Genomic DNA, 24,571 nt, shown 5'->3' with positions numbered 1-24,571 from the left:
GCCGGACGACGGGGACGGCGGGACGGGCTAGAGGCCGCGGGCGGCGAGGGCCTCGCCGAGCAGGTCCGCGTCGCGGATCAGGCGGACCAGCACCGTCGGGAGGACGCGGATCAGGGACGCGCGCTGCCCCCGCGCCCACGCCGCCTCGCGGGTCTGCCGGACGACGGCGATCACCGTCGGGATGGAGCGGATCGTCAGCGCGACGAGCAGCTCCACGCGCCAGCCGAGGACCCGCCCCGCGAGCGCCGCGAGGTCGGTCGCACGGGTGGTGAAGACCAGGAGGTTGCCGGCGAGGACGCCCACGACGAGCTGCCCGACGGGCCCGACGGCCGCGCGCGCACCGTCGGACAGCCCCTGGCTGAGCAGGTAGAACGCGGTGAGGACCACCGAGAAGAGCAGCGCCGGGCGCAACGCCCGCCACAGGTGCACCGGGCGCAACCGCGCCACCGGGAAGAGCGCGGCCACGGCGACCGCCGCGATCGCGAGCGGCACCGGGCGGGGAACGATCGCGAGGAACGTGACCAGCGCCAGCATCGCCAGCAGCTTCGCCGCGGCGGGGGCACGGTGCAGCGGCGACTCCCGCGGGACGTAGCGGCCCAGCATCAGCGGGCCGCCAGCTCGCGGTAGAACGCGATCGACTCGGCCGGCGGGCCGTCGTGGACGAGGGCACCGTCGTCCATGACCAGCACCCGGTCGAAGTCGTCGAGCATGTCGAGGTGGTGGGTGAGCAGGATGACCTGCTGCTCGAGCGCGGCGAGCCGGTCCCGCACCTTGAGCACGTTGCGCAGGTCGAGCAGCGTCGTGGGCTCGTCGCAGACCAGGATCTCCGGGTCCGTGACCAGCACCGAGGCGAAGGCGAGCATCTGCTTCTGCCCCGAGCTCAGCAGCTGCGCGGGGGCGTCGGCGTGCTCTGCCAGGCCGAACTCCGCGAGCACCGCGGCCACCCGCTCCGTGTCGACGGGCGCCCGACGGCCCCGGCCCGGCGGGCGGAGCGACAGCGCGACGTCCTCGGCCGGCGTCGGCATGACGATCTGCGCGGAGGCGTCGGCGAACATGAAGCCCACCCGGCGGCGCACCTCGGACACCTTCTTCCGCACGTCGAGGCCCAGGGTCTCGACGCTGCCGGAGTCGGGCACGACGAGACCGTTGAAGGTGCGCGCGAGCGTCGACTTACCCGACCCGTTGGCGCCGATGATCCCGATCCGCCGCTCCGTCAGTTCCGCCGTGATGCCGCGCAGGACGGGGCGCTCGTCGTAGGCGTGATGGACGTCGTCGAGCCGGATCATGCTCGCTTCTTCGCGATGGCCGGGTACGCCCGCGCCACCGTCACCACCACGAGCGACGTGATGACCACCTTGATCAGGTCGCCCGGGACGAACTGGAAACCCAGCGTGAGCTTGGCGAACAGACCCGAGCCGGTGCGCCAGCCCAGCCACGGCAGGCCGATGGCGTAGACGATGAGCACGAGCCCGATGATGTTGGCCAGGCCCACCGTGAACGGGTTGGTGCGACCCCACTTGTCGACGAGCCAGCCGGTGACCAGCGCGCCGACGATGCCGCCGAGGAGGAAGCCGCCCGTCGGGCCGGTGAGCACCGCGAGGCCCCCGCGACCGCCCGCGCCGATCGGCAGTCCCACGACGATGAGCAGCACGTACAGCGCCACCGACGCCCCGCCCCACGGGAAACCGAGCAGCGACGCCGCGAGCATGAACCCCAGGGTCTGCAGGGTGATGGGCGCGATACCGCTGATCGTGATGGTGGGCATCGCCAGCACCGCCGTGAGGGCGGTGAAGACGGCGACGAGGGCGAGATCGCGCGGTGTGGCGCGATACGTGGCAGCGTTGAACACGGTTCAAGAAGTAACGGGGCGCTCGGCTAGAGTCAAGTCCGTGGCCATCAACCGCTCCGACGTGCTGACCTCTGCGATCGGGGTACTCGACCGGTCGGGCCTCCCGGACCTGACGATGCGCCGCGTCGCCGCCGATCTGGGCGTCGCGCCGGGGGCCCTGTACTGGCACATCCCCAACAAGCAGTCGCTGCTCGCCGCGATCGCCGACACCATCCTCGCCGACCCCTCGCTCGCCGCGGCGGCCTCGAAGTCGCGCATGCGCTGGGACCGGCAGCTCACGGGCTACGCGCACGCCCTCCGCGCGGTGCTCCGCAAGCACCGCGACGGCGCGGAGGTGGTCTCCGCGTCGCTCGCCTCGCAGCTCGGCACCAGCAACCTGCAATCGCAGATCGCCGAGATCGCGGCCGCCGCCGGCGCCGGGCCCGCCGACGCGAACGCCGTCGCGCTCACGCTGACGCACTTCGTGGTCGGCTTCACCTTCGAGGAGCAGACCCGCGAGGCGATGGCCCGCGCCGGCGCCGCCGCCGGCGACCTCGACCAGACCGCGACCGACCGGGCCTTCGCCGGCGGCGTCGACCTCATCGTCGACGGGCTGCGGGCGCGCACGGCCGCGTCCGCGTAGCCGGCGTCCGGCGGGGGAATCGACGCCGCGCGGGGGACGACGGCACCACCGCACTTCGCGCGCGGCGGCTACTCCGACAGCTCGACGGCCCGATCCACGGCGTAGCCGTACCCGGCGATTCCGAATCCGGCGATCACGCCGGAGGCGACGGGCGAGACGTAGGAGTGGTGCCGGAACGGCTCGCGCGCGTGCACGTTGGAGATGTGAACCTCGACGACGGGCACCTCAGGAATCACCAGGGCGTCCGCTACCGCCACTGAAGTATGGGTCCACGCTGCCGGATTGATGACGATCGCGGAGAAATTCCGCGCGCGTGCGACATCGTGGATCCAGCCCAGCAACTCGGCCTCGTCATTGGTCTGGCGGACCTCCACCTCGGCGCCCCGGGCGGCGGCCGCGCGCCGGCAGACGTCGACGACGTCGGCGTACGAATTCTCCCCGTAGACCTGCGGTTGCCGCACGCCCAGCATGTTCAGATTCGGTCCGTTCAGCACCAGAATGCGGGCTCCCATACGGTCACAATAGCCGTCCGGAGATCCGCGGAATTGGGATACTTGTCCCACGCCGTGCGCATCTGACTCGCGGATCATGTAATCTCCCAGTATTCGCAATCTGGAAGGGAGGGCCTCATGACTACGTTCGCGGCCAAGTTGAACCGACTTTTCGAGGTCGTGCATCCCGCAGACCGGGGGCCCTACACCTCGTCGGAGTTCTGCAGGATGGTCGAAGAGAGCGGCGGCAAGCTGTCCGTTCCCTATCTGTCGCAGCTGCGGTCGGGCCGGAGCTCGCGCCCCGCGTACGACATGGTGGCATCCATCGCCCAGACGTTCGGCGTCCGCGCCGAGTACTTCTCGGACCCGCTCTACGAGCGTGAGGTCCTGGGCGACCTCGAACTGACCCGCGAGCTGCGCGAGTCGGGCATGCTCGAGATGGCACGCCGCTCCACGAAGCTCTCGGCGGATCGACGCGCGGCCCTCGCGGGTCTGCTCGCCGAGCTCGAGGCGGAGGACGGCAAGGAGGGCACGGCCTAGGTCGTGCACCTCTCCGGGCCTCCGGCCCGCCGGGCCGGCAGCGGCCCACCGGGGCTCAGCGCACCCGCTCCAACAGGGGCGACGGGGTGTGCTGGGCCCTTTTCGTGACTGCGGCCGTCCAGCGCGAGGTCCGCCAACCCGACGGGGGCTCCAGGTCGCCGGCGTGCACGGATCCGTAGGGCGCGTCGCGGTCGAGCCAGCGCGCCACCGCCTCCGCGCGATCCATCGGCGACGCGTCGGCGAGCCTTCCATCGCCGGGGCTGGCGAGCAGCGCCCAGCCGTCGAGCACCACGACGGCGCGCGCCTCCGCCGTCTCGACCCAGCCGCCGCCCTGCCGCACCACGGCCTCGAGATCGGGGAACAGCTCCCTGACCTGCTCGTACGCGGGACGGAAGTGGAGCCACTCGCGCGCGGAGATCAAGATCGACGTGAGCCACGAGGCCATCAGCACCAGCGTCCAGCTGGCGAACGCGGCGTCCAGCATCAACCGGTTGAGCCGCAGCACCCACACCCCCACCTGCAGCTGCTGCATCAGGACGCCGCCCGCGATGACGTTCGCGACCGCGACGATCGCGAGCAGGACGCCGCCGAGCGACAGGAGGCGCAGATGCGCGCGGTGCACCCGGCTGCGTTTGGAGACCCGCCACGTGGACACCGCCACGACGAGCGCGGTGGTGCCGAGGCACGTGTAGACCAGGGCCGTCTCGACCGCGAGCCCGAAGTCGCCGCCGAAGCCCAGGCCCGTCGGGTCGCCGAAACGACCGAGGACCGACCCGGCCACGATCACCACGCCGACCGCGGCGAGCGGCAGCGCCCACGCCATGAGCCGAGCCGGCGTGAGCCGCCCGCCGAGCGCGAAGGCGAAGACGAGGGCGCCGAAGCAGGCCACCAGGAGCAGCACCCGCTCGACGGTCACGACCTCGTACTCCGTGAGGCCCAGCCGTCCGAGCGCCTCGATGGACACCGGGGTGTCGATCGTGACCATCACCGCCAGCGCGACGGCGGTGAGCAGGGCGCCGCCGGCCGGGGCGTTCCGATTGGTCTGCCACCGGCTGAATCTCTCCAGGGCACCGAGCCAGAGGATCGGTGCGACGAGCGACGCGATCATCCGAGCAGTTCGTCGACCACCGAGTCGACGCGGGTGATCGTGTGGCCGGCCTTGACGCGGCGCACCAGGAGCGTGGCGAAGGACTCCGCCTCCTCCTCGCAGCGCGCGGCCCGGCCGCTGTCGGGGTCGGAGGAGCACCCCTGTTCGTGACCGAGGACCAGATGCCCCAGCTCGTGCGCGACCGTCTGCTCGAAGGTGGCGACCCCGTTGGAGACCACGAGGAGGTCCCGCTCGTCGGAGCGCAGCCACATACCGAACACGCCGACGGGCAGGTTCATGCGCTGCACATCGATCCGGCGGCCCAGATGATCGGCGTACGCGGCGACCACTTCGGCGATGGTCTCCGGACCCGATCCGTCCTTCGGGGTCACGGCACGCACGACGGCGCGCACTGCGCGTGTCGGCCGGTCGGATCCCCTCATGCACGAAACGATACGTCGGTTCGCCGGTTCGTTGTACACCACTCCGCCCATAGAACCGGTTCGCCCGGATTCCACCAGGTCGCGGCGTCTAGACTCGCGGGGTGCCCGAACCGTCCGACGCTGCCCGCACCCTCCGCACCACGGCCCGGACCGCCGCTCTGACCGGCGTGCTCGGGGTACTGTTCGCGCTGCTCACGCCCTTCATGCCGGTCCAGCAGTCGACCGCGGCACTGGACTGGCCGCAGCGCGGCTCGCTCGAGGCCGTCACGGCGCCACTGCTGTCCTACGTGCCCGATCGGATCGACGTCACCATCCCCTGTTCCGCCGTCGGCGCACTCCCCGGTGGCTCGGGGACGCTGGTCGCCACGGGCCCCGTGGACTCGCCCGACACCGTCCGACGGGGCGTGACCATCGGCGTCACCACCCTCCCCGACCAGCGCCGCGTGCTGGAGGTGGTCGTCCGCAACACGCCGCTGCTCAGCGTCGACGTCGCGGCCCTGAACCGCCCCGGATGCGGCGCGATCACCTTCTCGGGCGACAGCAAGACGGTGCGGGCCGAGGTCACGGGAGTCGCCGGACCCGACGGCCGGCCGATCGCCGGCGGCAAGGACAACGGCTTCGACTATCGACCGCAGATCGTCGGGGTCTTCACAGACCTGCATGGCACAGTCACGGACAGCACGAGGATTCAGTTCCGTGCGGATATCGACACGCGCTACTCGACCGTGCCGGCGGCCGCCCGGTGGGTGGTCATCGTCCTGGCGATCGTCATGATCCTCGCGAGCCTCGCCGCGCTGCACCGGCTCGACGCCGCGGCCGACGGCCGGCGGCACCGTCGGATCATGCCCGCGGGCTGGTGGCGCCCGACCAAGCTCGACAGCACCGTCATCGCCCTGCTGGCGACCTGGCACGTGATCGGGGCGAACACCTCCGACGACGGCTATATCCTCACGATGGCCCGCACCGCGGAGGCCGCGGGCTACACCGCGAACTACTACCGCTGGTACGGTGCGCCCGAGACCCCGTTCGGCTGGTACTACCAGGCCTTCGCGTGGCTCTCCCACCTCTCCACGGCCAGCCCGTGGGTGCGGCTGCCGGCCCTGATCTGCGGCATCGCCACCTGGCTCATCATCAGCCGGGAGGTGGTCCCGCGCCTGGGCCGCGCCGCGCGGTCGCGGTTCGCGCTCTGGGCCGCGGCCGGGGTCTTCCTGGTCTACTGGTTCGCCTTCAACAACGGCCTGCGCCCCGAGCCCGTGATCGCGCTGGGCGCGCTGCTCACCTGGTGTTCGGTGGAGCGCGCCATCGCGACGGGCCGCGTCCTGCCCTTCGCGGCCGCCGCGGTCTTCGCGGGGTGGACGGTGGCCGCCGGCCCGACGGGCATCATGACGGTGGCCGCGCTCCTCGCCGGGGTGCGCCCGGTGGGCCGGCGGATCCTCGCGCGCGCCCGCACCGGTCCGGCGGGCTTCCGGCTCACCGTCACGGCGTACGTCGCTCCGGTGCTGGCCGCCGGAGTACTGCTGGTACCGATCATCTTCTCCAAGCTCACCGCGTCGGCGTTCGTCCAGAAGACGCTCATGCAGTCCGACGTGGGCACGGTCGTGGACACCAAGAAGTGGTACAACGAGATCGACCGGTACTCCGCCCTCTTCACGTTCACCGCCGACGGCGGCGTCGCCCGACGGTTCGCGGTCATCATCACGATCGCCTGCCTGCTGCTCACGGGCGCCGTGCTGCTGCGCAAGGGCCGGATCCCCGGCGCGAGCCTCGGCCCCGGCCGACGCCTCGTCGTGGTCACCCTCGGCGGTCTGCTGCTGCTCATGTTCACCCCCACCAAGTGGACGCACCAGTTCGGCGCCTTCGCGGGCCTCGCCGGCGCCCTGGCCGCACTCGCGGCGATCGCCCTGGCCCCCGCCGCGCTGCGCGGCGCCCGCAATCGCGCGCTGAGCGCCGCGGTGGTCCTGCTCGTGCTCGGGCTGTCCTTCAGCGGCCCCAACGGCTGGTGGTACGCGAGCAACTACGGCGTGCCCTGGGGCGAGTCGACGGTGCTGGCGCTGGGCACGGTCTTCTTCGCCGGGGCCGGCGTCGCGCTGCTGGTGGCGGGGTGGCTGCACTTCCACGAGCCCGATCCCGCCCCCGTCTCCCCCCGGGCGAAGCGAATCGTCGACTTCTTCGGCCGGCAGTCGTCGATCACGTGGGCCGCGTGGACCGTCGTGGTGCTGTGCATCGGTTCGATGCTCGCGACCACCGGGATCACCCAGTTCTCCTCCTTCTCCAACGGCAAGGCGAACCTGCGCGCGCTCGGCGGCCACGGCTGCAACCTCGCGGACTACGTGCTCACCGAGCCGGACCCCACGTCGGGCCTGCTGCTGCCGCTCGACGGGAACGTCCGCGACGGGCTCGCGGGCCCGGGGACCACCGGGGTCTCGCCCGACGGGGTGCCGACCATCATCAACGCCACCACCAGCTCGAACACGGACGATTCGAGCACCTCGCTGGACGCGATGGCGCGGCTGCCGCAGGACACGACGTCGGGCCGCACGTCGACGGCCGGGATCAACGGCTCGCACATGCGCCTGCCCTACGGCCTGGACCCGACCCGCACCCCGGTTCTCGGCTCGTACTCCCAGGAGGCGCAGATCAAGGCGCAGGTGGTCTCGAAGTGGTACCCCCTGCCGGAGCGGGCGGCGGACCGTTCGCTCATCACGCTCTCGGCCGCCGGCAAGTTCACCGACGACGAGCTGTACCTGGAGTACTCGACGGACGCCCCGGCCGCCGGCGCCGAGCCGAAGGTCGCCGGCAAGAAGTCCTTCATCGACATCGGGCCCAAGCCGGCGTGGCGGAACCTGCGCCTGCCGCGCACCGACCTGCCCGCCGACGCCACGGCCGTCCGGGTGGTCGCGATCGACGACGACCTGGCGATCGACCACTGGCTGGCGGTGACCCCGCCGCGGGTGTCGAAGCTGGTCACGGCGCAGGAGCTGATCGGCTCCACCGAGCCCGCGCTGCTCGACTGGACCTCGGGCCTGGCCTTCCCGTGCCAGCGCCCGTTCAGCCATAGCAAGGGCGTCGCCGAGGTCCCGCAGTGGCGGATCACGCCGGACCAGAACCTGTCACCGGTGACCACGGAGTGGGAGGGCACCCTCGGCGGGGGCCCGCTGGGCTGGACGCAGATGCTGCTCCAGCAGGAGAAGATCCCCGGCTACCTCCAGGGCGATCTGGGGCAGGACTTCGGCGAGGTGATGCGGCTCGTGCCGTACTCCCCGGCGCGTGCGGCCGATCTCACACTCGGCACGCGCACCGTCTGGGGCACGCACGTCGAGGCGCCGATCCGCAAGGACCGGACCGATTCCTGACCGGGTTTCCTGACCTGCGGCATCGCACGGACTGAGAATCGCTTAAGCGATCCGGCCTTCCCCGGACGGCGAATCGGTTCTCGCAGCTCTCTCGCATACCATGAGCATCCGTGTCCGTGCCTACGTCCCGCTCCGAGTCGGATCCCGGCCCGCAGCGGCGAGCCGCTGCAGCTCCGTCGCGCACCGCCGGGGTCGCCCGCCTCGCCGCGGTGGTCGCCGGCGCCGTCGGCCTCCTGCTCTGCCTGCTGACCCCCCTGCTGCCCGTCCAGCAGGCCACCGCCGCGCTCGACTGGCCGCAGCTGCGGCCGGGGGCCGAGAGCGCGGAGGTCACGGCCTCCCTCGTCACGCAGTCGCCCGCCGACCTCACGGCGACGGTGCCGTGCTCGGCGATCACCCGCGCCGCGAGCTCGGGCGGCACGGTCCTCTCGACGCTGCCCGTGGGCTCGGGCGCGGCCCGGGAACTCGGCCTGAACGTCACGGTCGGGGCGCCGGGCCCCGGCCAGGCGGTCACCGTCTCCTCCCGCAACACCGTCATCGCCGCGGCGCCGCTGGACCGGCTCCGCGGCTGCACGCAGCTGCGGCTGTGGTCCAACGCCGCCGAGGTGGGCGCGCGGTTCGAGGGCATCGACGTGGCGGGCTCGATCCCCACGGAGAACCGGCCCGTGATGGGCGGCGTGTTCACCTCGCTCACGGCCGCCGACGTGGCGGCCGCCGGCCCGGGCCTGCGCCTGCACGCCGACCTCGACACCCGCTTCGAGCTCTCCCCGTCGCCGCTCAAGGCCCTCGCGATCGGCATCGGCCTGCTCAGTGTGCTCGCCTCGCTCGTCGCCCTGTGGCTGCTGGACCGGAACTTCGGCCATCACCGCCGCGCGCCGCACCGCGGCCTCGGGCAGCTCCTGCGTCCCCGCCCCGTCGACGTGGCCGTGCTCGGCGGACTGGCCCTGTGGACCGTGCTCGGCGCCGGCAGCTCCGACGACGGCTACATCCTGTCGATGGGCAAGGTCGCGCCCGAGGCCGGCTACACGGCGAACTACTTCCGCTTCTTCGGCGCCCCCGAGGCGCCCTTCGACTGGTACTACACCTTCCTCTCGCACTGGGGCGCGATCAGCGCGAACGCGATCTGGATGCGGCTGCCCATGCTGGCCGCGGGCGCGGGGGTCTGGCTGCTGCTCAGCCGCGTGCTGCTGCCCCGCCTCGGGCCCGGCGTCCGCCGGTACCCCCTCGCGGTGTGGGCCGCGGGCGCGATGCTGCTGGCGTTCTGGTTCCCGCTCGCCTCGGGGCTGCGCTCGGAGCCGATCATCGTGCTCGGCACCATCGTCACGTGGGCCGCCGTCGAGCGCGCCGTGGCGACGCACCGCGCGCTGCCCGCGGCGGTCGCGGCGATGGCCGCGGGCCTGACGCTGGGCCTTGCGCCGCAGGGCGTCATCGCCGCGGCGCTGCTGCTGGCCTCGTCGGCCGCGGTGCTGCGCGTGCTCGTCGCGCGACGGCGCGAGGCGGGGCTGGCCGCGCTCGTGCTGCCCGTGCTGGCGGCGGCCGCGGTGATCGTGCCGATCGCCTTCCGCGACCAGTCGCTGGCGTCGGTGGCGGAGGCCATCCGGATCCGGCTCGAGGTGGGCCCGGCCGCGCCGTGGACGCAGGAGTACCTGCGCTTCTTCTTCCTCACCAACGAGACGACCGATGGCACGCTGGTCCGCCGGGTGCCGGTCTACCTGTTCATGCTGTGCCTGTTCGTGGCGCTGTTCGTCATGCTCCGCAGCCGGCGCATCCCCCGCATCGCGCCCGGGCCGGTGTGGCGCCTGGTGGGCGCCGTCTTCATCGCGGCGGCCCTCCTGGCGCTCACGCCCACCAAGTGGACCGTGCACTTCGGGGTGTACGCCGGCCTCGCCGCCGCCCTGGCCGCGGTGACGACGGTGGCGGTGGTGGAGGCCGCACGCACCTCCGTCCGGAACTTCACCTTCTTCCTGTGCGGGATGCTCTTCGCGCTCGCCGCGGCGTTCGCGGGCTTCAACCTGTGGTCGTGGCCCTACCTGTGGGGCGTGCCGTGGTTCGACCGGCAGCCCGAGGTCGCGGGCATCACGTTCAGCAAGGCCTTCCTGATCCTGGCCGGGCTGGCGGGCGCGCTGGCCGCGTGGCAGCACTTCCGGATCGACTTCCGCGGGCGCGGGGAGGGCGGCCTGGTCGAGGACGGCACTGTCGACGACACGGCGCTGGAGGACACCGAGCTGGCCACCCACACGCGGGCGGCCCGGGACCAGGCGCTGCGCAGCCGACGCCGGCTGCAGCTCGCCTCGCTGCCGCTCGTCGCGGTCCTGGGCATGCTGGTGCTCGGCGAGGGCGCGATCTTCGCCAAGGCCTACGTCTCCAACCCCGCCTCCTACACGGTCGCCAAGGGCAATCTGGATGCGCTGCGCGGCCACAGCTGCGGCATGGCGCGCTCGGTGCTCGTGGAGACCGACCCGAACGCCGACATGCTGACCTCGGCCGAGGGCCGCCCGGCCGCACAGGCACTGACGGGGCCCGGCACCCACGGCTTCACGCCCGACGGCATCGCGGGCGAGCTCAAGCCCCTGGCGATCAGCTCGGCGCCCGGCCAGATCAACATGGCCTCGCCGATCACCTCGCCGTTCACCTCGACCGCGGCGACGGCCGGCACCGGCGGCGGCACCGGGCCGCGCACGATCAACGGCAGCACCGCGGCCCTGCCCTTCGGGCTGGATCCGGCGCGCACGCCGGTGGTCGGCTCGTACGGCCAGAACACCGTGCCCGCGGAGCTGTTCAGCGACTGGTACGGCCTTCCGGAGCGGTCCGCCGACCGCCCGCTGGTCGCGTTCGCGGCCTCCGGCGCGATCTCCTCCGTCGGCCCGACCGGCAAGAAGGAGTACGGCCAGCCCGTGACGCTGGAGTGGGCCGAGCGCCGCGCCGACGGCTCGATCGGCGCCCGCGGCGTCATCGACCCGATCGACCCGGGTCCGAACAAGCCGTGGCGCAACCTGCGGGTGCCGATGGAGGCGATCCCGCCGGCGGCGAACGTCGTCCGCATCCACGTCCGCGACCCGAACCTGGGCGATCAGCAGTGGGTCGGCGTGACGCCGCCCCGCGTCCCGCGCCTGCGGTCCCTGCAGGACGTGGTGGGAGAGACGGACCCCGTGCTGCTCGACCTGCTCGTGGGCCAGCAGTTCCCGTGCCAGCGTCCGCTGGCCATCCGCAACGGCACCTACGAGGTCCCGAAGTGGCGCATCCTGCCCACCCGCAAGGACGCGCTGTCGACCTCCGGGACCTGGCAGGCCCGCGAGGCCGGCGGCCCACTGACGGTGCCGGACACGCTGCTGCGGACCACGACGCTGCCCACGTACATGACCGGGGACCTCACCCGCGACTGGGGCGAGCTGCAGCAGTACACACCCCTCGCCGACGACGCCCCCGCGGCGGACCTGACGGTCGGTGCCCAGACGCGGTCGGGGTGGTGGCGACAGGGCCCGATCCGCGCGCTGACCAACCAGACCGTGCAGAAGTAGGAATCGATGATGAGCAGCGAGAACTCGACCGCACCCGCGACGGTGCCGCCGGAGCAGCGCTACGGGAAGTGGCGGATCGTCGCCGCCGTGGCGGGCCTGCTGGGCTTCGTCCTGGCGATCCTCACGCCCTTCCTGCCCGTCAAGGAGACCACCACCGCGCTGCACTGGCCGCAGAACGGCCGGATCTCGAACGTGGAGGCGCCGCTCGTCTCGTACACCCCGGTGCGGCTGGACGTCTCGCTGCCGTGCTCGGTGGTCGACGAGCTGCCCGCGGCCGGCGGCACCCTGCTGCGCACGCTGCCCGAGGACGGGCCGCGGCCGGGCCTGCAGGGCCTGGTGATCCGCGCCGACGCGAAGAACGTCATCATCGCCGACCGCGACGTGGCGCTGGCGACCGCGAGCCGCGCCGATGTGGCGCGGGCGGGCGCGGGCTGCGCCATCCGCTTCGTCTCCACCCCGGAGTCGACGACGGCCGAGTTCACCGGCGTCACCGCGTCCGACCCGGGGGCGAACCAGCTGTCGGTCAAGGTCAACGATCCCAACCTGCGCCCGCAGATCGCCGGCTTCTACACCGATCTCCCCGCGTCGACGCCGGTCGCCGGCATCGACGTCTCGACGCAGGTGGACACCCGGTTCGTCACGTCGCCGTCGACGATCAAGCTGATCGCGATCGTCGTGGGCATCGCCTCGATGCTCCTCTCGCTGGTGGCGCTCGGCTTCCTGGACCTGCGCGACGGCCGCGGCCACATCCGCTTCATGCCGCGGGGCTGGCTGCGCCCGCGCCCCGTGGACTTCACCGTGATCGGCGTGCTGGGGCTCTGGTGGCTGATCGGGCCGAACACGTCCGACGACGGCTACCAGCTCACGATGGCCACGCAGACGAAGTACAGCGGCTACCTGATCAACTACTTCCGCAGCTTCGGCGTGCCGGAGAACCCGGTCGGCTGGAACGACTACATTTTCACCGCCATCTCGCACGTCACCACAGCGGCACCGGCGATGCGCCTCCCGGCGCTCGTCTTCGGTCTGCTGACCTGGCTCGTGATCTCCCGCGAGATGATCCCGCGGCTGGGCCGCGCGGTCCGCAACAACCCCGCCGCGCTGTGGGCCGGGGCGGGCGGCTTCCTGCTGCTCTGGCTGCCGCTCAACAACGGCCTGCGCCCCGAGCCCGCGGTGGTGTTCTTCTCGCTGCTCACCTGGGTCTCGGTGGAGCGCACCATCGCCACGGGCCGGATGTTGCCGCTGGCCATCGCCGTGCCGTGCGCCGCGCTCTGCGTGGGCGCGGCACCCGGCGGCCTCGTCGCCGTCGCCGCCCTGCTCGCCGCGTCGCGCCAGATCATCACGCGCATCGTCAAGCGGCGCGAGCGCGACGGGCTGCTGCCTATGATCGCCCCGATCCTGGCCTCGGGCATGGCGTACCTGTTCTACGCCTTCTACACGCCTACCTTCGCGTCGCTCCGCGAGGCGATCGCGGTCAAGACCGTCACCGGCCCGACGCTGGAGTGGTACGAGGAGAGCGTTCGGTACTACTACCTCATGCTCGAGACCGAGGACGGCTCCTTCGTGCGCCGCATCGGCATCCTCACCTCGTTCCTCTGCGTTCTCACGGTGCTCATGATCATGCTGCGGCGGCGCCGCCCGGCGGGCATCTCGGCGGGCCCGGTGTGGCGGCTCATGGCGGTCTTCTTCGCCACCATCGTTCTCCTGGCGTGGACGCCCACCAAGTGGACCCACCATCTCAGCCTCTTCGCCGGCTACGCCGCCGGCATCGCCGCCGTCGCAGCGACGTTGACGATGGCGCCCATGATGCGCTCGAAACGCAATCGGGTGTTCTTCGCCGCCGCGGCGCTCTTCGTCGTCGCGATCTCGTTCGCGGCCCGAGTCGGGTACTACTGGGTGGGCACCTACGGAATCCCCTGGAACACCATGCCGCCGCAGCTGTTCGGCGTGGAGCTGTCCTGGGTGTTCTTCGGCGCCGCGGTGCTCACGACGCTCTACGGCCTGTGGCTGCACTACCGCCGGGACTACGCTCCCGAACCGACGAAGCCCGGATCCCGGACCCTTCCGACGCTCGCGATCATCACCGTGATCCTATCGCTGTTCGACGTCGCGACCATGGCCAAGGGCGCGTACGTCCAGCGCGGCAGCTTCTCCTGGACCGCGTCGAATACTCGTGCGCTCCAGGGCGATACCTGCTCGATGGCGGACTACGCGATGATGGAGACCGACCCGAACGCCGGACAGCTGAAGCCGGCCCCGCGTCCCGACGGCTCCGTGCCGAGCGCGGCGCAGGCCCTCGCCGGGAGGTCGACAGGCTTCTCCCCCACCGGAATCCCCGGTTGGCTCTCGCCGACGAAGTCCAATCCGGGCCACAACAACGACGTCACCAACGTCGCTCAGCCGGAGGTCGTGGGCGGCAAGCGCAATCCGGATCCGAAGAAGGACGGTGTGCCACTGCCGTTCGGCCTCGATCCGGCCACCACCCCCGTGCTGGGCTCCTCGGGCGCCACCGGGCTGGCGAACGTCACCACCGACTGGTACACCCTCGGCGCGATCACCGATCGGACCCCCCTGGTGACCCTCTCGGTCGCGGGCCCCATTGCCGCCAAGGGAAACAACGACGTGGCGCGCGACGGCCGCACGTTGTTCCTCGAGGCCGGTCGCCGGTCCGAGAACGGCACGGTGCAGCCGCTGGGCCGCATGGTCCCGCTCGACGCGTGGACCAACAACAACTGGCGGAACCTGCGTTTCCCGACGGCGGACCTGCCCCGCGGCACGAACGCGATCCGCGTGGTGATCGACGACAAGGTCCCCTCGTCCGACCCCGTGGTGCTGACCCCGCCGCGGATGACGGAGATGAAGACCCTGCAGGAGTTCCTGGGCCGGGATACCCCCGTCGCGCTGGACTTCATGGTGGCCTTCGCCTTCCCGTGCCAGCACCAGGTGCGGGCCGTCAATGGTGTCTTCGAACGGCCGCAGTACCGCATCACGCCGGACTTCGGCGCAACGTCGACGACCTCTGCCACCTGGCAGGGCTGGAAGACGGGCGGTCCGCTGGGGGTGACCGACGCGCTGTACCACGAGCAGATCGTGCCCACGTATCTCAAGGGCAAGTGGGCGATCGACTGGGGCACCCTGATCCGGTTCACGCCGTGGACGGCCGCCGAGCCGGCGCAGCTCGAGCTCGGGACGACCACCCGGACGGGCTGGTACACGCCGGGCCCGATGCGCTCCGCGCCCTACTGACCCCGGCGGGCTCGGCGGCCCCGCCGAGCCCGTCGCGGGCGTACCGTCGAAGCATGGAACCGCTCACCCGGCACCGCATCGAGGACGTCACCCCGCGCACGCTGTGGGCGTCGTTCGGGGTGCTCGCCCGCGCCTTCGCCGACGATCCGGTGATCCGGTGGATCCAGCCGTCTGCGCGCCTGGACCGGGTCACCTTCGCCGGCATCCACCTGGCCTCGCACGGTGCGCCCGGGACGAGTCACCTGCTGTTCGACGGTGACCGGCCCGCCGCCGCGGCGTCCTGGGACCCGCCCGGCCATGAGCCGCACCCGCTGCGGCAGGTCGCGTCCCTGCCTCTGTTGGCCGCGGGGATCAGCACCGGGTTCGGGCGCGGCGCCGCGCTGGTGACCGCCCTGGAGGAGCGCAGGCCGACGGAGCCGCACTGGTACCTCGCCACCCTCGGGGCGGCGATCCCCGGCCGCGGTTTCGGCTCGCAGCTGCTCCGGCACGGCCTCGAGCGGGTCACGGGCACGGCTTACCTCGAGTCGAGCAACCCCCGGAACGTGCCCCTCTACCAGCGGTTCGGGTTCGAGCCGCTGGCCCCGATCCGCCTGCCGGGCGGCCCCGAGCTCATCCCGATGCTGCGCCCCGCGCGCTAGCCGTCGCTCAGCGCACCCCGTCCCAGAGCGCCCGCAGTTCGGGCGCGGGATCGACGACGGTGCCGCCCTCGCCGCCGAACACCCGCACGGTGCGGGCGGGAAGATAGGGCGCCCAGCCGGGGTCCTCGCCGCGGGTGAAACGCACCCAGGCGCCGTGCGTCTCGTCGGCGACGGCCTGCGAGGGCGCGGGCCCCGTCAGGTCAGTGACGCCGTCGGCGTGCAGGTTGTCGAAGGCGAAGGCCAGCTCGACGGCGTGGCACGCGCCGAGGCGGCCGCTGAGCGCGGTGGACGGCTCGTCGAAGCGGTAGAAGAAGGTCGCGGCGGGCGCCTCCGCGCGCGCCTCGGCGATCCGCACCGCGGGGATGCCGAAGAACCAATCGGCCATGATGCGGCAGAACACGTCCCCGGGCGATGCGGCGGGCTCGGCCGCGCGGTAGGCGGCGACCGCGGCCGCCGGGTCGGGCAGGCCGTACTTCGCGGCGGTGGGGGCCAGCGCCGCCTCCGGCAGCAGGTCGATCAGGCCGCCGGGGACGATGAAGAAGCGGGCCTCGTCGGCGTTGGCGCCCACGAGGACTCGGACGTCGGCGCCGGCACCGGCGCGGATCGCGTCGATCGGCAGCTGCGGCAGGACGTCGCCGTCGATCACGGGCTCGAAGATCATCACGTTGCGCGAGAGCTCGCCCCACGCCGCGGGGTCCGGGTTCGCCTGGATCTCCGCATCGAGAGCCGTGGTGGCGTCCACGAGCGCGGCGGGGTCGACCGTCGCGAAGCCCTCGCGCGTCGGGGCCACGCCGAGGCGCTCGGCGAGCGCACGGGTGACCTTCTGGGCGGTGTCGCGGGTGATGGCGTGATGCCCCGCACCGCTCTGCAGCACGGCCTGCGCGAAGAGGCCCTGCGCGCGCGGCGATCCGAGCAGCGATCCGACGCTCATCCCGCCCGCGGACTCCCCGGCGACGGTCACGCGCGACGGGTCGCCACCGAAGGCAGCGATGTTGTCGCGCACCCACTCGAGCGCCATGATCTGGTCGCGCAGACCGAGATTGGTGTGCTCGTCGCCCGTGTCGAGGAAGCCCAGCGCGCCGAGCCGGTAGTTGATCGTGACGCACACGACGCCGTCGCGGGCGAAGGCGGCGCCGTCGTAGTAGCCGCTGCGGCCGCTGCCGTTGCGGAAGGCTCCGCCGTGGATCCACACGAACACCGGCAGCCCGCCGGCGCCCTCGGGCGCCGCGACGTCCCCGGCGCCCACGGGCGCCCACACGTTGAGGTTGAGGCACTCCGCGCCGGGGAAGTCAGGCTCCGCCGTGAGGATCTCCGCGACGGGCCCCTGGTAGCCCGGCTTGGGCACCGTCGGACCGAAGGCCGAGGCGTCGCGCTCGCCCTGCCACGGCGCGGGCGGGGCGGCGGGCAGGAACCAGCCGGCACCGTCGAGCGGGGCGGCGTAAGGCAGTCCCAGGAAGCGGGACACACCCTGCTCGACGGTGCCGCGGACGCGGCCGGAACGGGTCTCGGCGGAGACGGAGGAGGTCATACCCTCCTGTCTACCGGGAGTCGTCGACCCTGGTCTCGATATCGACCTCGATCGGCCCGGAGTGATCGGCGTCGTAGACCTCGATCGTGACCAGTTCACCGGTGTGCTGCGGGTGGTACAGGTCCTCCGGGACCTCGCCGTCGGAATAGACCGGCAGGTCCTCCGAGGGGAGCACGTCGGTGCTGTCGTCGGTCACCGCGAGTGTGTTGGCGTGCCACCGCATGCGCTCGCCGAGCTCCTCGCGGTGCGCGCGCTCCGCCACGATGAGCGGGTCGTGCCACAGGTCCATCATCAGCGAGACGCACATGCCGATCATGACCACGAGGAACGGGGCCGCCGCGATGATCGCCATCTGTTTGATGCCGGTCAGGGCGTCGTCGCCGCTCACCCAGAGCAGCAGCGCCGCAACCGTACCGGTGAGCACACCCCAGAAGATGGTGATCAGCCGGTTCGGCTCCTCCGCGCCGCGCTGGGACAGCGTGCCCATCACGATGGATGCGGAGTCCGCGCCGGAGACGAAGAAGATGCCGACGAGCAGCACCACCAGGAAGGCGGTGATCGTGGGCCACGGCAGGTTGCCGAGGACGTCGAAGAGGAGGACCTCCTCGTTCTCGGCCTTGCTGATGCCGAGGCCCGCCTGCTCCTGGTTGATCGCGGTGCCGCCGAAGATCGCGAACCAGACCAGCGAGACCAGGGTGGGCACGGCCATGACGCCGATCACGAACTCGCGGATGGTGCGGCCGCGGGAGATCTTCGCGAGGAACAGGCCCACGAACGGGGTCCAGCTGACCCACCACGCCCAGTAGAAGATCGTCCACGAGGCGAGCCACTTGCCCGCCTCCGGCTCGTTCGCGGCCGACCGGGCCGACATGTCCATGAAGTCCGCCGCGTACGCGCCCATCGATGTGGGCAGCAGGTTCAGGATGAACACGGTGGGTCCGACGACGAAGACGAAGACCGCGAGCACCAGCGCGAGCACCATGTTGGTGTTCGACAGCCACTGGATGCCCTTGGCCACACCCGAGACCGCGGACGCCACGAAGGCCAGTGTCAGGATCGCGATGATGGCGACGAGCAGCAGCTTGCTGGAGCCGTCCTCGGCCCAGCCGAGCCGCTCCAGTCCCGCGCCGACCTGCGCGGCACCCAGGCCCAGCGAGGCGGTGGTGCCGAAGAGCGTGGCGAAGATGGCGAGGATGTCGATGACCCGGCCGCCCACGCCGTGCCCGCCCGTGCGGTTGAAGATCGGCGCGAACACCGAGCTGATGAGCTGGCTGCGCCCGCACCGGTAGGTGCTGTAGGCGATCGCGAGGCCGACCACCGCGTAGATGGCCCAGGGATGGAATCCCCAGTGGAACATGGTGGTCGCCATGGCGACCGCCACGTCATGGGCGTTCATGCCGGGGGGCGCGCCCACGAAGTGGTAGATCGGCTCGGCGGCACCGTAGAACATCAGGCCGATGCCCATGCCGGCGCTGAACATCATCGCGATCCACGAGACGGTCTTGAATTCGGGGCGTTCCCCGTCGCGCCCCAGCGGGATGCGACCGAAACGGGAGAACGCCAGGAAGACGGCGAAGAGGACGAAGAAGCTGGCTGAAATGAGGAACAGCCAACCCAGATCAGTGATGATCCAATTGAGGACATCGGAGGTCGTTTGCTTCAACCCGTCCGAATCCAGGAAACCCCAGAGGACGAACGCCAGGACCACGGCGGCCGTCACACCGAAAACGACCCAGTCGGTCGTCCGGCGATGGTCTCCTGTCTTATTAGTTACAGTAGCCATGATCCCACTAGATCACAGTGGCTATGGCACTGGTCAAATCTCCGGCGAACTTCTCCGGGCCCTGTCCCCGCGAACTACACTGCACGACCTGCGCGTTCGTGCGCTGCGGAAACGATCCTCCGGCGCGACGCGCTCCCGACGGTCAGGCCGAGGGAGCCACCGAACGGATCCAGCTCTCCAGGCCGCGCGGATTGCGGGTCTGCAGCAGCACCCGGCCCGGGCCGGTGAATTCGAAGACCATGCCCTCGCCGGACTTCATCGACTGGATCCACTTCCCCTGCACGGCGCGACGCATGGAGAACTGCATGTTCAAGTCGTAGGCCACCACGTGCCCGGTGTCGATGACCACCTGCTCGCCGGGGCGCAGGTCGATGACGTCGATCGCGCCGTAGCAGGCGACGAGCACCTCGCCCTGGCCGGCGGCCTGCAGGCCGAACGCGCCCTCGCCGCCGAAGAAGGTCTTGGCACCACCGAACTGGGTGGTGGTCTGCACGCCGTGCGAGCTGGCGAGCCAGCCGCCGCGGGTCACGTAGTAGGGCCGGTCGGGCTGGATCTGCAGCACCGCGACATCGCCGGGCAGGGTGCCGGCGATGTCCACCCAGCCGCCCTGCTGGGGCGCGGTGAAGGTGGAGACGAAGAACGACTCCCCCGAGAGCAGGCTGCGCTTGAGACCCTGCATGATGCCGCCCTGCGCCTGCGACTGCAGGTTCATCCCGGCGGAGTGGGCGACCATCGCGCCCGACTCGACGGTCATCGGCTCGTTCGGCGCCAGCTGGCACCGGGCCATGGTGAACGACGGGTTGTGACGGAGCTGTACCTGCATGCCGCCAATCTAGCCGAATCCGGTCAGCGGATGGGTGTGCCGGCGAGCGCCTTGTAGCCGCCCGCGAGGTCCGCGGCGCGGTGCAGCCCGATGTCGCGCAGGGCGGCGGCGGCCAGGGAGCTGGAGTAGCCCTCCTGGCACATCACGATCCACCGCACGTCCCAGCCGGTGGCCTCGGGGATGCGGGCGTCGGAGGACGGGTCGAGCCGCCACTCGAGCACGTTCCGCTCGATCACCAGGGCACCGTCGATCTCGCCCTCCGCGGCCCGCNGGGCCGCGGGACGGGTGTCGACGAGGATCGCGCCGCCGTCGAGCTCGGCGCGCAGGTCCGCGGCCTCGACGCGGTCGATGCGGTCCCGCGCGCCCGCCAGGAGCTCGTCGATACCGCGGCCGCCGGTGGGGCCCTCGGGTTCGTCGGTCAGTTCGCTGCGCACCCTGCGGAGCCTACCGCCGGGCGTCACCTCGTAGTACGACATCGCGGTCAGCGGCGGCGAGTAGGCGTGCACCGAGAGGGTGGGGGTGGCCGCCTCGCCGGTGGCCGCATCGTGCGCGTCCGAGTGCCGGGTCACGTCGTGCACCCAGCCGCGGTCGAAGGAGGCCTGCCCGCCGGCGTCGATCCGGCGCTCCCGCAGGGCCTCCCCGTCCCAGCTGCGCTCGGCCAGCGACCCCGAGACCACGGTGAGGGCTCCCAGCGAGCCGGCGTGGTCGTGCAGCTCCGTCGAGCGCTCGGGCACCCAGCTGATCAGCCAGACGTCCACATCGTCGTCGCCCCACAACCGGGTCGACCACCGCTCCCCCACCGGCCAGTCGGTGGGGATCACCCGGTCGTAGTCGCCGGCACACACCCTGGCAGCCTCGGTCGCGGTGAGCGCCAGCAGGTCCGGAGCGGTATCGGTCATGCGATTCAGTGTCGGACGGTGCGAGCGCCCGGTGAACCCTTCCGCTCACCGCGACCGAAAGCGCCGAACCGCGGTGCGGTCCGAGACTCAGCGGACCAGACCGACCTTCTTGAGCCAGGCGGCAGCCACGTCGGCGGGGTCGCGACCCTCGATGTCGATCTGCCCGTTCAGCTCCTGCATGGTCTCGTTCGTCAGCAGGCGGCTGACCTTCGCGAGGACGTCCTTGATCGCCGGGTACTTCGCGAGCGCGTCGGAACGCACCTCGGGGACGCCGTCGTAGGGCAGGAAGAACTTCCGGTCGTCCTCGAGCAGTTGCAGGCCGAGCTTCCGGATCCGGCCGTCGGTGGCGTACACGTCGCCGGCGAGGCAGGTGCTGCTCGAGATCGCCGAGTAGATGACGCCCGCGTCCATCGTGGTGACGGTGTTCGCCGGGGTCGCGCCGCCGAGCGGCACCTCGTACTTCTCGAGCAAGCGCCCGAGGCCGTCGGGCCGGGACTGGAACTCGGGGTCCACGCACAGCGAGCGCTGCGCCGGCGGCAGCCGGAACAGGTCGCTGAGGGTGTTCAGGTTCCGCTGCGCCTTCTGCGCGGGGGTCACCGCGAAGGCGTAGGTGTTGTTGAAGGGCGCGGGCTCGAGCACTTCGATCCCGTTCGCCCGCTCCGCATCGCGCACGCGGGTCCACAGCGCGGTGGAGTCACTGATCGTCTCGGTCTGCTTGAGGTAACTGACCCAGATGGTGCCGGTGTACTCCCAGGAGACGTCGGCGGCGCCGCTGGTCATCGCACCCCGGGACGACATCGACCCGGGCGCGTTGGTGAGGTCGGTGATCTCCGCGCCCGCCGCCTGCAGGATCGTGGTGCTGATCTTGCCGAGCAGGATGCCCTCGGAGAAGGACTTCGACGTGACCGAGATCTTCGCGCCCGCCAGCGGGGTCTGCCCGTCCGCGGACGCGGCGTGCACGAAGTGGCCCGACGAGCTCTCCAGCCCGCACCCTGCGAGCACCAGCGCCAGGGCCGCCGCCACGGGCAGCAGCGCGCGCCGCACACGCGCCCGCCCGGTTCCGCCCGCCGCCCGCGTCACGCGGTCACCCCGCGCAGGCCGCGCGGCGCCAGGAGGTACTCGGCGAGCCGGGCCACCCAGTCGATGGCGAGGGCGAGCAGCGCCACCAGCAGCGCGCCGGAGAACAACAGCGGCGGCAGGTACAGGGTGACGCCGGTGGTGATGAGCACGCCCAGTCCGCCGGCGCCGATGAACGTGCCGAGGGTGGCGGTGCCGACCAGGATGACGAGCGCGGTGCGCACGCCGTGCAGGATCACCGGCACCGAGAGCGGCAGCTCGACGCGGATGAGCGTGGCGAAGGCGGAGAAGCCCTGCCCGCGCGCGGCTTCGATGACGCGGTCGTCCACCTGCCGCAGACCGGTGACGGTGTTCTGCAGGATGGGCAGCACCGCGTAGACCACGAGCGCCGCGACGGCGGTGCGGAAGCCCGTGCCGAACCACATGGCGAACAGCACGACCATGCCCAGCACGGGCGCGGCCTGCCCGACGTTGGCGAGGGCCACGATCACCGGCGCGACGCGCGCGAATCGCTTGCGCGTGACCAGGATCCCCAGCGGGATGGCGATGAGCACGACGAGCACCGCGGAGACCACGGTGAGCTGGATGTGCTGCCACACCGATTCGCCCAGAGCCGACCACTGCAGCTGCACGGCCTCGGTCTCCGAGAAGTCCTGGGCGGCGTGCCAGATCAGATATCCGACGAAGCCGACGACCACGAGTAGCGGCTCGAGGACGAGGTCGATGGGCACGCCGCCGGCGAACCGCGGCGTGGGCCCGATGCGCGCCTCCTTCGGCGCCTTGGCCGCGGCGGTCACGACGGCGCCGCCCGGTAGGTGTCGGCGGCCTGTTCCGGGTTGGCGATGGCCTGCCGCTCGCGGATCCGCTGCGCCACCTGTTCGATGGTGAGCGCGCCGATCACCTTGCCGCGCTGCGTCACCAGCACGCCGCCCTGACTGGCGGCCAGCATCACATCGAGCGCGTCGGCGAGCGTCGCGGTGCGTTCCGCGACGGGCAGTCGCTGATCGACGTAGGTCGAGATGACGGGCTTGCTGAGCACCTCGGACACCGAGGGCCAGGCGCGCGGCCGGTCGTTCTCGTCGACGACCACCACCCAGCTGAGCTTCGCCTCCCTGGCCCGCGCGGCGACCTCCTCCGACGAGTCGCCGGGGCGGGCGAGCACCACCGGGGCGCTGGGGATCTCGCCGACGGAGCTGAGCGAGAGGTGCTTGAGGGTGGCGCCCGAGCCGACGAACTCCTCCACGAAGTCGTTGGCGGGCGCGGTCAGGATCTCCTCGGGCGTGCCGAACTGCTCGATCTGGCCGCCCTCGGAGAGGATCAGCACGCGATCGCCGAGCTTGATCGCCTCGTCGACGTCGTGCGTGACGATCACGATGGTCTTGTGCAGCTCCTCCTGGATGGTGAGGAGCTGGTCCTGCAACCGCACGCGGGTGATGGGGTCCACGGCGCCGAAGGGCTCGTCCATGAGCAGGATCGGCGGGTCGGCCGCGAGGGCGCGGGCCACGCCGACGCGCTGCTGCTGTCCGCCGGACATCTCCTTGGGGAACCTGGTGCGGAAGACGTCCGGGTCCAGCCCCACGAGCTCGAGCAGCTCGGTGACGCGGGCCCGGGTGCGCGCCTTGTCCCAGCCCAGGAGGCCGGGCACGGCGCCCACGTTCTTCTCCACGGTCCAGTGCGGGAAGAGCCCACCCGCCTGGACCACGTAGCCGATGCCCTGCCGCAGGTCGTCGGGGTCGGCCTTGGTGACGTCGGTCCCGCCGATGAGTATCCGGCCCCCGCTGGGCTCGATCAGTCGGTTGATCATCTTCAGCGTGGTGGTCTTGCCGCAGCCCGAGGGCCCGACGATGGCGACCGTCTCGCCCGCATCGATGGCGATGGTCAGCTCCTTGACCGCCGGCTGCTCCTGCCCGCGATAGCGCTTGATCACCTTCTCCAGCTCGATCGATACGCCCGTGGTTCGACTCATCGCAGTCCCTTAAAGACGGTGAAGCGGCCCAGGAGCACCAGCAGTCCGTCGAGTACGAGCGCGACGGCCACCACGAGAACGGTGCCCACCAGCGCGGATTCGAGTGCTCCGGCGCCGCCCAGGCGGGCGAGACCGGAGAAGATCAGAGAGCCCAGGCCGGGGCCGAGCACGTAGGCGACCACCGTCGCGACACCGACCACGAGCTGCGTGCTCACCCGGATGCCGGTGAGGATCACGGGCCAGGCGTTCGGCAGCTCGACGGTGGCCAGCACCCGCCAGCGGGGCATGCCGAGCCCGCGGGCCGCTTCGACCAGCGCCGGCGGCACGGCCTGCAGCCCCACGATCGCGCTGGTCAGGATCGGGAGCGTGGCGTAGAAGGCGAGCATCGTGACCGACGGGGTGACGCCCAGTCCGAAGACGATGAGCAGCAGGGCGAGCAGCGCGAGGGACGGCACCGTCATACCGACGGAGGCGACGGCGGTGGCGAACGCGGCACCCGCGCGCGAACGGTAGACGAGGGCCGCGATCGCCAGCGCGATCACCACCCCGATCACCACGCACTGGATCACCAACGAGGCGTGTTGGTAGGTGAGGAAGCCGAGCTGACCCCCACGACCGTCGAGGAATCTTCGGAGGTCCACCCGTCAGAACCTACAGACAGTAGGGCTTTCGCGCGCGGTTCACGCCAGAGTGATCGCAAATCGTGGAGGG

At 71.6% G+C, this 24,571-nt stretch carries 20 protein-coding genes and 2 pseudogenes; 6 read left to right on the top strand and 16 right to left on the bottom strand.

Annotated features, from left to right (window positions below; all coding sequences use genetic code 11):
• Window positions 1-27: 27 nt before the first annotated feature.
• Genes ACNAYW_RS00680 through ACNAYW_RS00670 form a run of 3 tightly spaced genes read right to left on the bottom strand, consistent with a single transcriptional unit; the run spans window position 28 to window position 1,849 of the window.
• Complete coding sequence (locus tag ACNAYW_RS00680; RefSeq protein WP_415847840.1) at window positions 28-603, bottom strand: CbiQ family ECF transporter T component; 576 nt, start codon at window positions 601-603, stop codon at window positions 28-30.
• Window positions 603-1,286 (bottom strand): energy-coupling factor ABC transporter ATP-binding protein, encoded by a 684-nt coding sequence (locus ACNAYW_RS00675; RefSeq protein ID WP_415847839.1) that lies wholly within the window; start codon window positions 1,284-1,286, stop codon window positions 603-605. The genes ACNAYW_RS00680 and ACNAYW_RS00675 overlap by 1 nt, the downstream gene beginning before the upstream one ends.
• Entirely contained in the window at window positions 1,283-1,849 is a 567-nt protein-coding gene (locus ACNAYW_RS00670; RefSeq protein WP_415847838.1) for a biotin transporter BioY, read from the bottom strand. The genes ACNAYW_RS00675 and ACNAYW_RS00670 overlap by 4 nt, the downstream gene beginning before the upstream one ends.
• 40 nt (window positions 1,850-1,889) lie before the next feature.
• On the opposite strand from ACNAYW_RS00670, the gene ACNAYW_RS00665 reads away from it, so the two are divergent.
• Window positions 1,890-2,471 (top strand): TetR/AcrR family transcriptional regulator C-terminal domain-containing protein, encoded by a 582-nt coding sequence (locus ACNAYW_RS00665; RefSeq protein WP_415847837.1) that lies wholly within the window; start codon window positions 1,890-1,892, stop codon window positions 2,469-2,471.
• 68 nt (window positions 2,472-2,539) lie between these two features.
• Here the strand turns inward: ACNAYW_RS00665 and aroQ are convergent, their stop codons facing one another.
• Window positions 2,540-2,983, bottom strand: coding sequence for a type II 3-dehydroquinate dehydratase (gene aroQ / locus ACNAYW_RS00660; protein WP_415848201.1), 444 nt, complete (start codon window positions 2,981-2,983; stop codon window positions 2,540-2,542).
• Between the two features lie 207 nt (window positions 2,984-3,190).
• On the opposite strand from aroQ, the gene ACNAYW_RS00655 reads away from it, so the two are divergent.
• Window positions 3,191-3,502 carry a hypothetical protein gene (locus tag ACNAYW_RS00655; protein ID WP_415847836.1) on the top strand — a complete coding sequence of 104 codons (312 nt, stop codon included), beginning with the start codon at window positions 3,191-3,193 and terminating at the stop codon, window positions 3,500-3,502.
• A gap of 55 nt (window positions 3,503-3,557) precedes the next feature.
• On the opposite strand, the gene ACNAYW_RS00650 is transcribed toward ACNAYW_RS00655, so the two are convergent.
• Together ACNAYW_RS00650 and ACNAYW_RS00645 are read right to left on the bottom strand one after the other, a co-directional pair.
• Window positions 3,558-4,610, bottom strand: coding sequence for a hypothetical protein (locus tag ACNAYW_RS00650; RefSeq protein ID WP_415847835.1), 1,053 nt, complete (start codon window positions 4,608-4,610; stop codon window positions 3,558-3,560).
• Complete coding sequence (locus ACNAYW_RS00645) at window positions 4,607-5,032, bottom strand: ImmA/IrrE family metallo-endopeptidase (RefSeq protein WP_415847834.1); 426 nt, start codon at window positions 5,030-5,032, stop codon at window positions 4,607-4,609. Before ACNAYW_RS00645 ends, ACNAYW_RS00650 begins: the two co-directional genes overlap by 4 nt.
• 101 nt (window positions 5,033-5,133) lie before the next feature.
• Between ACNAYW_RS00645 and ACNAYW_RS00640 the strand changes: the two genes are divergently transcribed.
• From ACNAYW_RS00640 to ACNAYW_RS00625, 4 genes are all read left to right on the top strand, one after another.
• Window positions 5,134-8,385 carry an arabinosyltransferase domain-containing protein gene (locus tag ACNAYW_RS00640; RefSeq protein WP_415847833.1) on the top strand — a complete coding sequence of 1,084 codons (3,252 nt, stop codon included), beginning with the start codon at window positions 5,134-5,136 and terminating at the stop codon, window positions 8,383-8,385.
• A 110-nt stretch (window positions 8,386-8,495) separates the two neighbouring features.
• Complete coding sequence (locus tag ACNAYW_RS00635) at window positions 8,496-11,900, top strand: arabinosyltransferase domain-containing protein (RefSeq protein ID WP_415847832.1); 3,405 nt, start codon at window positions 8,496-8,498, stop codon at window positions 11,898-11,900.
• Window positions 11,901-11,909: 9 nt separating this feature from the next.
• Window positions 11,910-15,146, top strand: coding sequence for an arabinosyltransferase domain-containing protein (locus ACNAYW_RS00630; protein ID WP_415847831.1), 3,237 nt, complete (start codon window positions 11,910-11,912; stop codon window positions 15,144-15,146).
• A gap of 53 nt (window positions 15,147-15,199) precedes the next feature.
• Window positions 15,200-15,784: a GNAT family N-acetyltransferase gene (locus tag ACNAYW_RS00625; RefSeq protein ID WP_415847830.1), complete on the top strand. Its 585-nt coding sequence runs from the start codon at window positions 15,200-15,202 to the stop codon at window positions 15,782-15,784.
• 7 nt (window positions 15,785-15,791) lie between these two features.
• On the opposite strand, the gene ACNAYW_RS00620 is transcribed toward ACNAYW_RS00625, so the two are convergent.
• The 10 genes and pseudogenes from ACNAYW_RS00620 to ACNAYW_RS00575 all read right to left on the bottom strand — a co-directional run bounded on the left by ACNAYW_RS00620 (window position 15,792) and on the right by ACNAYW_RS00575 (window position 24,501).
• Entirely contained in the window at window positions 15,792-17,312 is a 1,521-nt protein-coding gene (locus tag ACNAYW_RS00620; RefSeq protein WP_415847829.1) for a carboxylesterase/lipase family protein, read from the bottom strand.
• A gap of 10 nt (window positions 17,313-17,322) precedes the next feature.
• Window positions 17,323-19,095, bottom strand: a complete 1,773-nt coding sequence (locus ACNAYW_RS00615) for a BCCT family transporter (protein WP_415847828.1) — start codon at window positions 19,093-19,095, stop codon at window positions 17,323-17,325.
• Window positions 19,096-19,237: 142 nt separating this feature from the next.
• Window positions 19,238-19,918, bottom strand: a complete 681-nt coding sequence (locus ACNAYW_RS00610) for a TIGR00266 family protein (RefSeq protein WP_211132452.1) — start codon at window positions 19,916-19,918, stop codon at window positions 19,238-19,240.
• 23 nt (window positions 19,919-19,941) lie between these two features.
• A pseudogene (locus ACNAYW_RS00605) lies at window positions 19,942-20,188 on the bottom strand (rhodanese-like domain-containing protein); the annotation flags it as partial.
• 1 nt (window position 20,189) lies between these two features.
• A partial coding sequence (locus ACNAYW_RS00600; protein WP_415848200.1) for a hypothetical protein occupies window positions 20,190-20,244 on the bottom strand: 55 nt, incomplete at its 3' end.
• A 75-nt stretch (window positions 20,245-20,319) separates the two neighbouring features.
• Window positions 20,320-20,817, bottom strand: a pseudogene (locus ACNAYW_RS00595) (cupin domain-containing protein); the annotation flags it as partial.
• A gap of 87 nt (window positions 20,818-20,904) precedes the next feature.
• Complete coding sequence (locus tag ACNAYW_RS00590) at window positions 20,905-21,897, bottom strand: glycine betaine ABC transporter substrate-binding protein (RefSeq protein WP_415847827.1); 993 nt, start codon at window positions 21,895-21,897, stop codon at window positions 20,905-20,907.
• The gene (locus ACNAYW_RS00585; protein ID WP_415847826.1) at window positions 21,894-22,691 is read right to left on the bottom strand and encodes an ABC transporter permease; all 798 of its coding nucleotides are present in this window, start codon (window positions 22,689-22,691) and stop codon (window positions 21,894-21,896) included. Before ACNAYW_RS00585 ends, ACNAYW_RS00590 begins: the two co-directional genes overlap by 4 nt.
• Window positions 22,688-23,860, bottom strand: a complete 1,173-nt coding sequence (locus ACNAYW_RS00580; RefSeq protein ID WP_415847825.1) for an ATP-binding cassette domain-containing protein — start codon at window positions 23,858-23,860, stop codon at window positions 22,688-22,690. The genes ACNAYW_RS00585 and ACNAYW_RS00580 overlap by 4 nt, the downstream gene beginning before the upstream one ends.
• Window positions 23,857-24,501 (bottom strand): ABC transporter permease, encoded by a 645-nt coding sequence (locus tag ACNAYW_RS00575; RefSeq protein ID WP_415847824.1) that lies wholly within the window; start codon window positions 24,499-24,501, stop codon window positions 23,857-23,859. Before ACNAYW_RS00575 ends, ACNAYW_RS00580 begins: the two co-directional genes overlap by 4 nt.
• Window positions 24,502-24,571: the final 70 nt, after the last annotated feature.

This window comes from Tsukamurella ocularis (genome assembly GCF_965138335.1).
Classification (GTDB): Bacteria; Actinomycetota; Actinomycetes; order Mycobacteriales; family Mycobacteriaceae; genus Tsukamurella; species Tsukamurella ocularis_A.
This window is presented reverse-complemented; position numbering and strand designations above follow the sequence as displayed.

What these genes read in the sequence shown, in the direction of transcription:
- ACNAYW_RS00610 (WP_211132452.1), bottom strand. Translation starts at nt 19,918, where the DNA reads ATGCAGGTACAGCTCCGTCACAACCCGTCGTTCACCATGGCCCGGTGC.
- ACNAYW_RS00615 (WP_415847828.1), bottom strand. Translation starts at nt 19,095, where the DNA reads ATGGCTACTGTAACTAATAAGACAGGAGACCATCGCCGGACGACCGAC.
- ACNAYW_RS00645 (WP_415847834.1), bottom strand. Translation starts at nt 5,032, where the DNA reads ATGAGGGGATCCGACCGGCCGACACGCGCAGTGCGCGCCGTCGTGCGT.
- ACNAYW_RS00655 (WP_415847836.1), top strand. Translation starts at nt 3,191, where the DNA reads ATGGTCGAAGAGAGCGGCGGCAAGCTGTCCGTTCCCTATCTGTCGCAG.
- ACNAYW_RS00580 (WP_415847825.1), bottom strand. Translation starts at nt 23,860, where the DNA reads ATGAGTCGAACCACGGGCGTATCGATCGAGCTGGAGAAGGTGATCAAG.
- ACNAYW_RS00625 (WP_415847830.1), top strand. Translation starts at nt 15,200, where the DNA reads ATGGAACCGCTCACCCGGCACCGCATCGAGGACGTCACCCCGCGCACG.
- ACNAYW_RS00650 (WP_415847835.1), bottom strand. Translation starts at nt 4,610, where the DNA reads ATGATCGCGTCGCTCGTCGCACCGATCCTCTGGCTCGGTGCCCTGGAG.
- aroQ (WP_415848201.1), bottom strand. Translation starts at nt 2,983, where the DNA reads ATGGGAGCCCGCATTCTGGTGCTGAACGGACCGAATCTGAACATGCTG.
- ACNAYW_RS00680 (WP_415847840.1), bottom strand. Translation starts at nt 603, where the DNA reads ATGCTGGGCCGCTACGTCCCGCGGGAGTCGCCGCTGCACCGTGCCCCC.
- ACNAYW_RS00630 (WP_415847831.1), top strand. Translation starts at nt 11,910, where the DNA reads ATGAGCAGCGAGAACTCGACCGCACCCGCGACGGTGCCGCCGGAGCAG.
- ACNAYW_RS00675 (WP_415847839.1), bottom strand. Translation starts at nt 1,286, where the DNA reads ATGATCCGGCTCGACGACGTCCATCACGCCTACGACGAGCGCCCCGTC.
- ACNAYW_RS00620 (WP_415847829.1), bottom strand. Translation starts at nt 17,312, where the DNA reads ATGACCTCCTCCGTCTCCGCCGAGACCCGTTCCGGCCGCGTCCGCGGC.